Annotated in this window: 9 protein-coding genes and 1 pseudogene; 5 read left to right on the forward strand and 5 right to left on the reverse strand. The window is 69.0% G+C overall.

Going from position 1 to position 12,312, the window contains the following annotated elements; translation table 11 throughout:
* Window positions 1–111: 111 nt before the first annotated feature.
* Together murJ and ABEB28_RS30695 are read right to left on the reverse strand one after the other, a co-directional pair.
* On the reverse strand, window positions 112–2,001 hold the full coding sequence (gene murJ / locus ABEB28_RS30690) for a murein biosynthesis integral membrane protein MurJ (RefSeq protein ID WP_345732040.1): 1,890 nt from the start codon (window positions 1,999–2,001) through the stop codon (window positions 112–114).
* Window positions 2,002–2,144: 143 nt separating this feature from the next.
* Window positions 2,145–2,606, reverse strand: a pseudogene (locus ABEB28_RS30695) (NUDIX hydrolase); the annotation flags it as partial.
* 262 nt (window positions 2,607–2,868) lie between these two features.
* On the opposite strand from ABEB28_RS30695, the gene ABEB28_RS30700 reads away from it, so the two are divergent.
* Window positions 2,869–4,329: a CCA tRNA nucleotidyltransferase gene (locus ABEB28_RS30700; RefSeq protein ID WP_345731733.1), complete on the forward strand. Its 1,461-nt coding sequence runs from the start codon at window positions 2,869–2,871 to the stop codon at window positions 4,327–4,329.
* Window positions 4,330–4,339: 10 nt separating this feature from the next.
* On the opposite strand, the gene ABEB28_RS30705 is transcribed toward ABEB28_RS30700, so the two are convergent.
* A complete protein-coding gene (locus tag ABEB28_RS30705) occupies window positions 4,340–5,707 on the reverse strand; it encodes an MFS transporter (RefSeq protein ID WP_345731734.1) in 1,368 nt (455 codons plus the stop codon).
* 93 nt (window positions 5,708–5,800) lie between these two features.
* Here ABEB28_RS30705 and ABEB28_RS30710 point away from each other — a divergent pair, with 93 nt between their 5' ends.
* Both ABEB28_RS30710 and ABEB28_RS30715 read left to right on the forward strand, forming a co-directional pair.
* Window positions 5,801–6,286 (forward strand): NUDIX hydrolase, encoded by a 486-nt coding sequence (locus tag ABEB28_RS30710; RefSeq protein WP_345731735.1) that lies wholly within the window; start codon window positions 5,801–5,803, stop codon window positions 6,284–6,286.
* Window positions 6,287–6,309: 23 nt separating this feature from the next.
* Window positions 6,310–6,816, forward strand: coding sequence for a GNAT family N-acetyltransferase (locus ABEB28_RS30715; protein WP_345731736.1), 507 nt, complete (start codon window positions 6,310–6,312; stop codon window positions 6,814–6,816).
* 66 nt (window positions 6,817–6,882) lie between these two features.
* Here the strand turns inward: ABEB28_RS30715 and ABEB28_RS30720 are convergent, their stop codons facing one another.
* Window positions 6,883–7,962, reverse strand: a complete 1,080-nt coding sequence (locus tag ABEB28_RS30720; protein WP_345731737.1) for an inositol-3-phosphate synthase — start codon at window positions 7,960–7,962, stop codon at window positions 6,883–6,885.
* Between the two features lie 119 nt (window positions 7,963–8,081).
* The gene (locus ABEB28_RS30725) at window positions 8,082–8,741 is read right to left on the reverse strand and encodes a PadR family transcriptional regulator (protein WP_345731738.1); all 660 of its coding nucleotides are present in this window, start codon (window positions 8,739–8,741) and stop codon (window positions 8,082–8,084) included.
* Between the two features lie 169 nt (window positions 8,742–8,910).
* Between ABEB28_RS30725 and ABEB28_RS30730 the strand changes: the two genes are divergently transcribed.
* Both ABEB28_RS30730 and ABEB28_RS30735 read left to right on the forward strand, forming a co-directional pair.
* The gene (locus ABEB28_RS30730; protein WP_345731739.1) at window positions 8,911–9,318 is read left to right on the forward strand and encodes a DUF5318 family protein; all 408 of its coding nucleotides are present in this window, start codon (window positions 8,911–8,913) and stop codon (window positions 9,316–9,318) included.
* Window positions 9,319–9,690: 372 nt separating this feature from the next.
* On the forward strand, window positions 9,691–12,297 hold the full coding sequence (locus ABEB28_RS30735; protein ID WP_345731740.1) for a transglycosylase domain-containing protein: 2,607 nt from the start codon (window positions 9,691–9,693) through the stop codon (window positions 12,295–12,297).
* Window positions 12,298–12,312: the final 15 nt, after the last annotated feature.

A 12,312-nucleotide genomic window follows, 5' to 3' on the forward strand; every position in this document is an offset into this window, starting at 1 on the left:
ATCGCCGCTGCGGAGCCCGTGCGAGGGCCGGGCGACGTGGTCTTCCCGAAAAACCGCCTGCGCGGGGCTCGTATGAGGTGGTCTTCCCGAAATCCGTGGGATGCGGGGCGGTCAGCGGCCGGGTAGGCGGCGCTTGACGGTGTTCGCGAACTCGACGACCTCGGGGACGCGCAAGCGGAGTGCCACCACGGCGTAGACACCGACCAGCACCAGGCCGCCGACGACGAGCGAGACGAACGCGCCGGCCTTACCGATGCCCAGCACGCTCTGAATGCCGTAGGCGACCGCCCAGCTGAGCAGACCGGCCACCACCGCGGCTACGCCCAGTCGAGTGATCGTCCGGGTCACCGAGAGCGTGTCGAGCCCGCCCAGGCGTCGCTTGAGCAGGCGCCCGGAGATCAGTACGGCGACGATGTACGAGACCGTGTTGCCGCACTGCAGTCCGACGACGATCCACTCGGTCGGCACCCAGAGGAATACGCCCAGGTCGAACAGCAGCTTCGCGACGACGACCGGGATGTTCAGCAGGGCCGGCGTCTTCGTGTCGCGCAGCGCGTAGAACGCGAAGATCTGCATCTGGCTGATCGCGAACGGCACCAGGCCGATCCCTGCGGCCATCGTCGCGTAGCCGGTGCTGATCGCCTCGTCCTGGGTGAAGTTGCCCCAGCGGAACGCGGTCACCGCCAGCGGGATACCGAGCACCAGGTACGCCGCGGTCGCCGGCACCAGGACCACCGAGGAGAGCCGGGCACCGAGCGAGAGGTTCCGGGTCACCTCGCCGAAGTCCCGGTCGGCGGCCGCCGCGCTCATCCGGGGCAGCAGGGCGGTCAGGATGCTCACCGCGACGATGCCGTGCACCATCATGAAGAGCAGGAAAGCGTTGTTGTGGATGATCGGTCCCGGGCCGCCGCGGTTACCGGCCCAGTTGGCGATCTTGATCACCGGGATCAGGCCCAGCTGGCTGACGCCGACGTAGACGAACATCCAGGCCCCGAGCCGCCTGGCCTCCCCGAGGCCCGATCCGCGCAGATCGAACCGCCACTTCCAGCGGAAGCCGACCTTGCGGAGCGACGGCCAGAGCGCGAAGGCCTGCAGGACGATGCCGAGGGTCGTGCCGATGCCGAGCACGGCCACCTGGGCGCCGGTGATCGTCGACGGGGTGAGCGTCGCCGGACCGGGCAGCAACAGGAACACCGCGGCAGTGACGATCACCGTGATGTTGTTGAGGATCGGCGCCCAGGCCGGGGCCGCGAACTCGTTACGGGTGTTGAGAACCGCGCCCAGCAGCGCGGACAGCCCGTAGAAGAAGATCTCGGGGAGAAGAAGGTAGGCCAGCGTCGTCGTGAGCTGCCGGCTGGCGGACGTCGTCTCCTCGTCGGCGAAGAACGCAGTCAGCAACGGCGCGGAGAGCAGCGCGAGCGCTGTCGCCGCGGCCAGTAGCAGGGTCGCGGCGGTCAGCAGCCGGTGCGTGAACGCCTCGCCGCCGTCGGCGTCCCGTTTCTTGGCGGCGACGAGCAGCGGAACGACGACGCTGGTGAGGATGCCGCCGAGCAGGAGCTCGTACAGCATGTTCGGCAGCGTGTTCGCGACCTGGTACGCGTTGCCGACCAGGCCGCCGCCGATCGCGGCACCGATCGCCGCGGTGCGGATGAAGCCGGTCGCCCGTGAGAGCAGGCTGAACATCGCCATGACGCCGCTGGAGCGAGCGACGCTCGGTGCGCCGTCGTCCCCGTTCGACGCGGGGGGAGGCGGCGGCCCGCCGGGTCCGGCCGGGCCGCCGGGACCAGCGTCGGCACCGGGAACACCGCTGGGGCCATTCGTCCCGCCGACGCGCGCCACGCCGCGGGGCGGCGGGAGGTTCGTCGGAGACGTCGTGGGGCCGCCGGGGAACGGGATCGAGCCGGTGTCGTCGAAGGACGGGACGCTCGGTCCGCCGGTCGGCGTCCCCAGGACCGGAGCGCCGACCGGAGGCAGCATCGCGGTCGGGTCGTCGGTCGGCATCACCACGGTGGCGTCCTGATCGAAGCGATCGGAGCGCGAACGCCGCAGATCGAAGTCAGGCTGCTCGGGCCGGGGCCCGGAGGGATGGGGGCGCGGGCGCCCGTGTTCGAAGTCGGGCGGCTCGGGCCGGGTCACGCGGGGTGCTCGAGCAGGTCGGGTACCCGCGCGATGAGCTTCCGCTCGTCCGGGTAGGCCAGCCGGTCGGGGATCTCGCTGAGCGGGACCCAGGCCACCTCGGTCACCTCCACGTCGGCGTCGGAAAGCACTCCGGCCACCGCATCCAGGAGGAAGTGATGCACGGTCTTGTGAATGCGACGGCCCTCGAACACGAACCAGTAGTCGACCGTACCGAGTGCCGCCAGCACGTCGCCGACGATGCCGGTCTCCTCGGCCACCTCGCGGGCTGCCGTCTGCTCGAGCGTCTCGCCGGCCTCGACGTGGCCCTTCGGCAGCGACCAGAGCAGGCGACCCCGACGGTCGAGCTTTCCGATCAGCGCACCCTCGAGGTGCCTGCCGTCGCCCTGGACGACGAGCCCGCCTGCGGAGACTTCTTCGACCCGTCGCAGCCGCCCGGGACCCCCGGGCCGACGCGGGGAGCTTCGGCGGGCCATGAAACTGACGATAGCGCCCGCGTCGGGTAAACGCCGTGAGGCCGTCCAGGGACCGGTTTGTTGCTCCTGGCGCCGGTGCAACACTCGGTGAGCGGGTGTGATAGAGGCGGCCATCGACGCCGGAAACGGGTGCGCCAACGCAACCGACCAGTGGATAGGGTTCACCTCCGTGGCCCACCGACCCACTGCCGGATCCTCGGGAGACGAGCGGGCGGCCACCGATCCCCCAACCGTCGCCTCCGATACTGGTCTTACTGTGTCTCCTATCGCACCTACTTCCCTGACCGCCGCGCAGCAGAGCGCCGTCGCCGAGTTGCTCCGGGTCTCCCCGGTCGCCGACGACCTGGGTCGCCGATTCCAAGCCGCCGGCCACGAGCTGTACCTCGTCGGTGGCTCGGTGCGGGACGCCCTGCTCGGCCGACTCGGGGACGACCTCGACTTCTGCACCGACGCCCGCCCCCAGCAGGTGCTGGACCTCCTCAAGGGCTGGGCGGAGGCAACCTGGACGACCGGGATCGAGTTCGGCACGGTCGGGGCAGCCCGCCGCGGCCTCCGCCTGGAGATCACCACCTACCGCGCCGAGGCCTACGACCGGCAGAGCCGCAACCCGGTGGTCCAGTACGGCGACACGCTCGCCGACGACTTGGTGCGGCGTGACTTCGCGGTCAACGCGATGGCGGTCGGCCTGCCCGGCCACCGGTTCGTCGACCTGCACGGCGGTCTGGAAGACCTGGCTTCCCGCACACTGCGGACGCCCGGCACGCCGCAGGACTCGTTCGCCGACGATCCGCTGCGGATGCTGCGCGCGGCACGGTTCGCGTCGCAGTTGCAGTTCGAGGTGGCGCCCGAGGTGGTCGCCGCGATGACCGAGATGGCCGACCAGATCACCCGGATCACGGCCGAGCGGGTCCGGGACGAGCTCACCAAGCTGATCTGCGGCGCCGACCCGGTCACCGGGCTCCGGCTGCTCGTCGATACCGGGTTGGCCACGCACGTGCTGCCCGAGCTGCCGAACATGCGGATGGAGATCGACGAGCACGCCCAGCACAAGGACGTCTACGAGCACACGCTGACCGTGCTGCGGCAGGCGATCGACCTGGAGACGGACGGGCCGGACTTCGTGCTGCGGATGGCCGCGCTCCTGCACGACATCGGCAAGCCCGCGACCCGGGAGATCCAGGCTGGCGGCGGAGTCAGCTTCCACCACCACGAGGTGGTGGGTGCCAAGATGACTCGCCGCCGGATGAAGGCGCTCCGGTACCCGAAGGACGTCACCGAGCAGGTCGCGACCCTGGTCTTCCTGCACCTGCGATTCCACGGCTACGGACGCGGCGAGTGGACCGACTCGGCCGTGCGGCGGTACGTCACCGACGCCGGCGACCTGCTCCCTCGCCTGCACCGCCTGGTCCGGTCGGACTGCACGACCCGGAACAAGCGGCGGGCGGCCGCACTGGCCCGCTCCTACGACACGCTGGAGGAGCGGATCGCCCGGCTGCAGGCCGAGGAGGATCTCGCGCGGATCCGTCCGGACCTGGACGGCAACGCGATCATGGAGCTGCTCGGCGTCCCGCCCGGCCCGATCGTGGGGAAGGCGTGGAAGCACCTCAAGGAGGTGCGCCTCGACCGTGGTCAGCTCAGCCGCGAAGACGCCGAAGCCGAGCTCTTCCGCTGGGCCGCCGAGAACGGGATTGATGCGGCTCGCCCAGAACAACGCTGAGGCCTCCGGGTCAGTGCGACGCGCTCAGATCGTGGCGGGGACCGGAGTCCGGCTTTCCGCTCGACGGCGTCGCGACGCTGACCACGGCCCAGCCGTAGCGCGTCGTCCACCGGGCGACCCAGGCGGCGAGCAGCAGGTGCCCGGCTGCGACGCCGAGGAAGACCGGCCAGGAGCGTCCGGAGGTGGGCAGCCCGAAGGCTCCGATCAGCAGCCCGCTGACCACGCAGACGTTGAACAGCATGTCGTAGAGGGCGAAGACCCGGCCTCGGTAGACGTCGTCGACGTCGGACTGCACACCGGCGTCCACCAGGATCTTCACGCCTTGGCTCGCGAGGCCGGCGACCAGCGCGACCGCGACCACGGCCGGCGTCTCCGGCACCGCGACGACGACCGGCCAGGCGACCGCGCTGACGACCAGTAGGCCGGTCATCCACGTGCGGCGGGAGATCCGGCGAACGATTCCCGGAGTGATCACCGCGGCCAGGAACGCCCCGAACCCGGTGGCGAGCACGACCTGGCCGAGCCCGGTGTCGCCGCCGGGAAACAGGTCCGAGCCGTCCAGGGTGTTCCGGTACAGCAGGAGCAGCGCCATCGTGGTGACGCCGAACGCGATACGTCCCAGGCCGACGGTGAGCAGCGCGTAGCCCGCCGCCCGACGCTCGGCGAGGTGCTGTGCGCCGGCGACCATCCCGCGCACCACCGACCGGAGTGTCTCCAGCCGTGCGGTCGGATCGTCGTGGTCCGGGCCCAGGGCGGGCACCGGGAAGCGGCCCGCCAGCACGCCGGAGACGAGGTACGCGCCGGCGGCGACGAGGACGATCACGGCGTAGCCGACGTCTCCCGAGTCAACGATCGTGCGAAGTCCCACGGCGGCGCCGACGCCGATCGTGAGGACGACCGTCCCGGCGGTGGGGGACAGCGCGTTGGCCGTCACCAGCTCGCGGTCGCGTGCGACGTGCGGCAGCCCGGCGGAGAGTCCGCCGAGGATGAACCGGTTGACCGCGACGGCGACCAGCGCGAGCAGGAGGAACGGCCAGGTGCGGCCGCCGGTCCAGAGCACGATGCTGACGCCGACCAACACCGCGGCTCGGGTGATGTTGGCCCAGAGCAGTACGTTCCGGCGCGGATGGCGGTCGATGAGGATTCCGGTGAACGGGCCGAGCAGTGAGTACGGCAGCAGCAGGATCGCGAAGCCCAGCGCGATCGCTACCGGTTCGGTCTGCCGGTCGGGGTTGAACAACACCGAGCCCGCGAGGGCGGCCTGAAAGACGCCGTCGCCGAACTGACCGGCGAGACGGACGCCGAACAGCCGCCGGAAGTCCGCTCGCCGCAGCAGTCCTCCGAGTTCCCGCCAGGCACTCGAGGACGGTGTGCTCACGCCGCAAGGGTAGGTGAGCAATGTTCGGTTCCGGCCTGGCCGGGCCGATGTGGAAGCATGAAAGGACCGTTTCAGGGAGGCTCTGTGGCCGGTGTGTCACCCATTGCCCCGACCCGCACCACTGCCGGTGCCGCGGTCCTCGTTCTCCACCACGACCGACTACTGATGATCCGGCAGGAGCGCCGCAGCGGCGTTCGCTGGGAGGTCCCCGGAGGTGGGCAGGAGGCCGGCGAAACCCTCGAAGCGGCCGCCGTCCGGGAAGCCCGCGAGGAAGCCGGCCTGGAGGTCTCCGTCGACCGCCTGATCTGCACGTACGCGTCCTACCGGCTGCACACCGGCACGGTGGTCCTCGGGGCTTTCTACCTCGGAACGGCCGCTGAGCCGGACGCTCTCCCGGTTCCGCAGCTCGACGAGGGCATCGTCGAGGCCGGCTGGCTCGATCCGCTCTCTCTGGGCGAGGGTGAGCTCGGCCCGCTCACCCAGCGAGTCCTCGACCGATGGTGGCCGGTCCGTGACCAGCCGGCCGCACCGTTCCACGTGGAACTATGGCGAAATCGCAGCGGTTACCTACCGCACTGACCGCACCGGCGACGTATGTGCAGGTGACGGGACCGCTGGCCGAGCGAATCGCCGGAAACCTGTACAGCGTCGTGGTTGCGGTGGTGAGCGGGGGTGGCGCGATCGGGTGGGTGAAGCCGCCGAGTCGGGCCGAGTTCGACGAGTGGCTGGACGACGTCGTGGCGGCCGCGCGCTCCGGTGACGCCGTCGCCGTCCTGGCGGGAGCGGCGGGTGGCGCGGTCGCCGGGTTCGGGTACTGGCGGCGGTACGAGCGGCCCACGCTGCGGGTGAACGCGGATCTGGAGAAGGTGTTCGTCGCGCCGGCCGATCGCGGCACCGGAGTCGGTGGACGGCTGGTCAGCCTGCTCACGGAGTCCGCGAGACAGTCCGGGATCGAGACGCTCACGCTGGACGTGCGAGGGGACAACGCCGGTGCGATCCGGCTGTACGAGCGGCTCGGCTTCACCGAGTACGGCCGCCGCCGAGGCTTCGTCGCGGTAGGCCCGTTCCGCTACGACCAAGTGCTGCTCGCCCAGCGTCTACAGACATGACAAGCGCGCCCGGCGGCGAAAGCGCCGCCAGGCGCGCTGTTCTTGCTCTAACGCGGGTCGTGCACCTCAGCGCTCGACGTCGCCTCGGATGAAGGCTTCGACCGCGTCGCGGGCCTGGTCGTCGCTGTACTGCTCCGGCGGGGACTTCATCAGGTAGGACGACGCCGACAGGATCGGGCCGCCGATACCGCGGTCCTTCGCGATCTTCGCGGCGCGGACCGCGTCGATGATGACGCCGGCGGAGTTCGGGGAGTCCCAGACCTCGAGCTTGTACTCCAGGTTCAGCGGGACGTCACCGAACGCCTTGCCCTCGAGCCGCACGTAGGCCCACTTGCGGTCGTCGAGCCACGGCACGTAGTCGGACGGGCCGATGTGGACGTCGGCCTTCTCCATCTCGTGCGGGATCTGCGAGGTGACCGACTGGGTCTTCGAGATCTTCTTCGACTGGAGGCGCTTGCGCTCCAGCATGTTCATGAAGTCCATGTTGCCGCCGAAGTTGAGCTGGTACGTACGCAGCAGCTCGACCCCGCGGTCCTCGAAGAGCTTGGCCATCACGCGGTGGGTGATGGTGGCGCCCACCTGCGACTTGATGTCGTCACCGACGATCGGCACGCCGGCGTCGGTGAACTTCTGCGCCCACTCCGGGTCGGAGGCGATGAACACCGGCAGCGCGTTGACGAACGCGACCTTGGCGTCGATCGCGGCCTGGGCGTAGAAGCGGTCGGCATCTTCGGAGCCCACCGGCAGGTACGAGACCAGGACGTCGACCTTCGCGTCCTTCAGCACCTGGACGACGTCGACCGGCTCGTCGTCGGACTCGGTGATCGTGTCGCGGTAGAACTCGCCCAGACCGTCGAACGTGTGGCCACGCTGCACGGTGACGCCGGTCGGCGGCACCTCGCAGATCTGGATGGTGTTGTTCTCGCTGGCCACGATCGCCTCGGAGAGGTCACGGCCGACCTTCTTGGCGTCCACGTCGAACGCGGCGACGAACTCGACGTCACGCACGTGGTAGTCACCGAACTGGACGTGCATGAGCCCGGGCACCCGCGTCGTGGGGTCAGCGTCACGGTAGTAGTGCACGCCCTGGACGAGCGACGCGGCGCAGTTGCCGACGCCGACGATGGCGACACGTACGGAGCCCATAGGGGCCTCCCTCTCTGTGTTTCAACTCACGGTTCAAAGGTGTGCGATCGCGGATCGGCTCCGGGAGGCGACCGGTGACCAAACGAGGTCCCCGGGGGCCGATCACGCGGGCCACCTGGCTATCCGGCCGCCGTCGGGCTGCCGGGGATCTCCTCGTCCGGCCGGTCACCCGGCGGCGGGGAGTCAACTGAACTGTTCGACGTCGCGGGACGCCCGACACGTGGTGACGGCGTGCGGCCCGCTTGCTCCTTGGCGATCAGTTCGTTGATCCAGCGGACCTCCCGGTCGGCTGATTCCAATCCATGGCGCTGGAGTTCGAGCGTGTAGGCGTCCAGCCGCTCACCAGCCCTGGTGAGCATCTGGGACAACCCGTCCCGACGTTCCTCCACCCGTCGCCGGCGCCCTTCCAGGATCCGGAGTCGGGTGGCCGCGTCGGTGCGGCTGAAGAACGCGAAGTGGACACCGAAGCCCTCGTCGTCGTAGGTCTCCGGCCCTGATCCGGCGAGCAGGGCGGCGAACCGCTCCTTGCCGTCGGCGGTCAGTTTGTACACCACGCGACCGCGTCGCCCGGTCAGCGGCGGTGCGGTGACCACGTCGTCGGGGTCAGGCTCGACCTCGGTGATCCAGCCCCCCGCTTGGAGCCGCCGGAGGGTCGGATAGAGCGATCCATAGGAAATGGCTGCACGAAACGCCCCGAGCAGGGTCGTGAGCCGCTTCCGCAGCTCGTACCCGTGCATCGGACCTTCGTGCAGGAGTCCCAGGATCGCGAACTCGAGCACCGCCGGGCCTCCTTTCGTCCACCTGGCGTTGGCTCGCGCCGATGTATCGAGACGATACATCGATCCGACGCCTCGGTGCACAGGGACACGGAGGTAATCCCGTCGGAGGCGCCTCCGACGCCGAAAGCAACCCACAGCCGGGGCCGCCTCGCGCGCGTACTCTTCGCGTGTGCGGACCCAACGGCAGGTCGTCGACTACACGCTGAAGCGCCGTGCGCTACTGCGTGAGGTCTTCGCGGGCCGGGTCGGCGCGCTGGAGGTCTGCGACGCCTCTCCGTACCTGATCAGGGCGTCGAAATTCTTCGGCGAGGCCACCGAGACGCAGTGTCCGGTCTGCCGGCGGGAACCGGTGTGGCACGTCCACTACATCTACGGTGACGAGCTCCGGGCGTCCGCGGGGCAGGCTCGCCCGCGCGCCGAACTGGCGATGCTCGCGATGGAGTACCGCGCGTTCGACGTCTACGTGGTCGAGGTCTGCCGCGGCTGCGGTTGGAACCACCTGGTGGAGAAGTTCACCCTGGGCCGCGACGGCCTCTCCCACGACGACGCGAACCGGCGTCGGCGTACGGCCGACTGATCCGCCGTCCGGCTCGATTTCGGGCCCCCGCCGCTCGCTCCTTGCGATGACAGGGTGTACTGACAGATGCAGGGCGTGTGCGCGTTAGATCCGATAGTGGGCGATTGAATCGCTTTCGGTGGGCGCCGTCGCTGACGATTGGATTAAAGCTGGTTAAGGAAGTGACCGGGTTGGCCCATGAGGCCGATGCCATAGGAGAGGATCGCGGACGGTGAGCTGTCACGCGGCTGGCCGATCGGTTCCAGGAGGGCTCGTGACCAACGAGGCCCCAACCCTGCAAGGCGTGGGAAATGGTGATTGCTCTGTGAGCGGCATGTCACAGGAGCGGGTGGCTGTTTTGATCGCTTGGTGCTTCCGGGGCATGGTGGGCGCATGAGTTACGGCCACACCCCGGGCGGTGACGGGACTCCAGAAGTGCCTGCGCGTCCGTCGAGCGGTGGAACGGTGTACGGCGGATCGTCGACGCCTCGCGAGGGCGGGACCGTCTACGGCGGCTCGTCGTCGGGCACCGGCGGCACCACCTACGGGTCGGGTGCCGCCTCGTCCGGCACCACCTACGGCTCCTCGGCGAGCCGGGGCACCACTTACGGGTCCGGCGCCGCGTCCAGCGGTAGCCGCGGGACGACGTACGGCAGCGGGGGCACCACCTACGGGTCGAGTGCCGCGTCCGCCCCGGTCTCCTCCGGCACGACCTACGGCTCCTCAGCCGCCACCGGCACCACCTACGGCAGCAACACCGCCGTGGGCGACCGGCCAGCCGGTCTGGGCCCGCGCAGCCGGGCGGCGGCGCTCGAGGACGACCAGGACCACCTCTACCCCGAGATCGGCGGCTCCCCGTCGAACAACCCGAAGGTCAAGCGGCCGGGGCGTCGGAAGAAGATTCTGATCGGCATCGGGGTCGCGACCGCGGTCTGCATGCTGCTCGGCCTGACCGGCGGTGGCGTCGCCTACGCCAGCGTCGACCTGCCCTCCTTCCCGGAGAGCAGCGGCACGACGCAGATCCAGTACGCCGACGGCGGCACGTTCGCGACGTTCGCGCTGGAGAACCGAGTGGAGGTTCCGCTCGCCAAGGTGCCGAAGTACGTCCAGGAAGCGGTCATCGCGGTCGAGGACCCGGACTTCAAGGAGAACAGCGGCGTCTCCTTCCGGGGTACTGCCCGTGCCGTCTGGGGTCTTGTCTCGGGCGACGACGATGCCGGTGGTGGCTCGACCATCACCCAGCAGTACATCCGGAACGCGCTGAACCTCACCAAGAGCCGCAGCTACTCCCGGAAGGTCAAGGAGATCATCCTCGCCCGGAAGCTCTCGAGCAGCTGGTCGAAGGAGCAGATCCTCAAGGGTTACCTCAACACGATCTACTTCGGCCGTGGCGCGTGGGGCATCCAGTCCGCGTCGCAGGCGTACTTCGGGAAGGACGTCGACAAGCTGACGCCTGCCGAGGGCGCGGTGCTGGCCGCGGTGATCAAGGACCCGACCAACTTCGACCCGTCGAACAAGCTGGCCAGCGCCCAGGGCCGATGGGGCTACGTCCTCGACCAGATGGTCAAGAAGGACTTCATCGGGCAGTCCGAGCGCGATGCGATGACTTATCCGAAGGTCGTCGACAAGAAGGACGTCAAGCGCGCCGGCGCCTGGCGGAGCGGCTCGACCGGCATCCTCGGCCAGAAGATCGAGGCCGAGCTGAAAAAGATCGGGATCAAAGAGCAGGACATCAACACCGGTGGCCTGACCGTGAAGACGACGATCAGCAGCCGGGCCCAGCAAGCCGCGAAGAAGGCGTCCGAGAAGTACGTCAACGACCAAACCCAGGGCAAGGAGATGGCGACCGCGATGGTCTCCATCGATCCGAAGACCGGCGCGGTCAAGGCGTACTACGGCGGTGACCGGGGGTACGGAAACCTCGACCTGGCCTCCACCGCGGCGCCGCACCCGGCAGGGTCGTCCTACAAGCCGTACGTTCTGGCGAAGGCTATCGAAGAGGGCTACAGCATCGACTCGCTGTGGGACGGCACCTCGGGGCAGAAGTTCGAGGACCGCGACAGCCCGCTGAAGAACTCCGAGGACGACAACAGCTGCGGCAAGCAGTGCTCGCTCATCAACGCCACGGTCAAGTCGCTCAACACGGTCTACTGGGCGCTCACGCTCGAGCTCGGGGCGAAGAACGTCGCGAAGCTGGCCGAGAAAGCCGGCGTGAAAACGCTGGACGGCAAGAAGGTCGACGACATCGCCGCCGAGCTCAACTCGGGTCTCGGTATCGGTCAGTACCAGGTTTCGGTACTCGAACAGGCCGCCGGGTACGCGACGTTCGCCAACTACGGCACCTACCACGAGCCGTACTTCATCGAGGAGGTCAAGGACTCCGACGGCACCGTCATGTGGGACCGCTCGATGAAGGCCGGTCAGACGGTTCAGGCGTTCTCCCGGGACGTCGGCAAGGACGTCTCGTACGTGATGCAGCAGGTCTACGACTCGACCGACAAGAAGATCTCCGACGGTCGGGAAGCCGCGATCAAGACCGGCACGCAGCAGTACCGGGAGACCGACGACAACGCGCACGCGTGGATGTGCGGCTACACGCCGAATCTGGCGACCGCGGTCTGGGTCGGTAGTGGTACCGACAAGGACATCAGGCTGATCGACAAGACCACCGGCAAACGGGTCTACGGGTCCGGCATTCCGGGCAAGATCTGGCGCGACTACATGAGTACCGCGCTCCAGAAGGTGGACAAGGAAGACTTCGAGTCGGCGCCGCACCGCGGTGACAAGGCCGGTAACGCACCGACCGCGGAGCCGACGCCCACCCCGAGCGAGAACCCGGACGGCGAAAACCCGGACGGCGGCAACGGCGAAACGCCGCCCTGGTACGAGGGTGGCACGCCGAACCCCGACCTGCCCTCGGACGACGGCAACGGTGACCAGGGTCAGACCGATAATCCGGACACCGGAGACGGTGGGTACTTCAACAACCAAGGCGGTTAGGTAGCCGCACCCTTC

The organism is Cryptosporangium minutisporangium, from assembly GCF_039536245.1.
In the GTDB taxonomy this organism is placed as follows: Bacteria; Actinomycetota; Actinomycetes; order Mycobacteriales; family Cryptosporangiaceae; genus Cryptosporangium; species Cryptosporangium minutisporangium.

Bases quoted from the DNA above. Each gene is read 5' to 3' on its own strand.
- ABEB28_RS30720 (WP_345731737.1), bottom strand. From the start codon at position 7,962: ATGGGCTCCGTACGTGTCGCCATCGTCGGCGTCGGCAACTGCGCCGCG.
- ABEB28_RS30735 (WP_345731740.1), top strand. From the start codon at position 9,691: ATGAGTTACGGCCACACCCCGGGCGGTGACGGGACTCCAGAAGTGCCT.
- murJ (WP_345732040.1), bottom strand. From the start codon at position 2,001: ATGCCGACCGACGACCCGACCGCGATGCTGCCTCCGGTCGGCGCTCCG.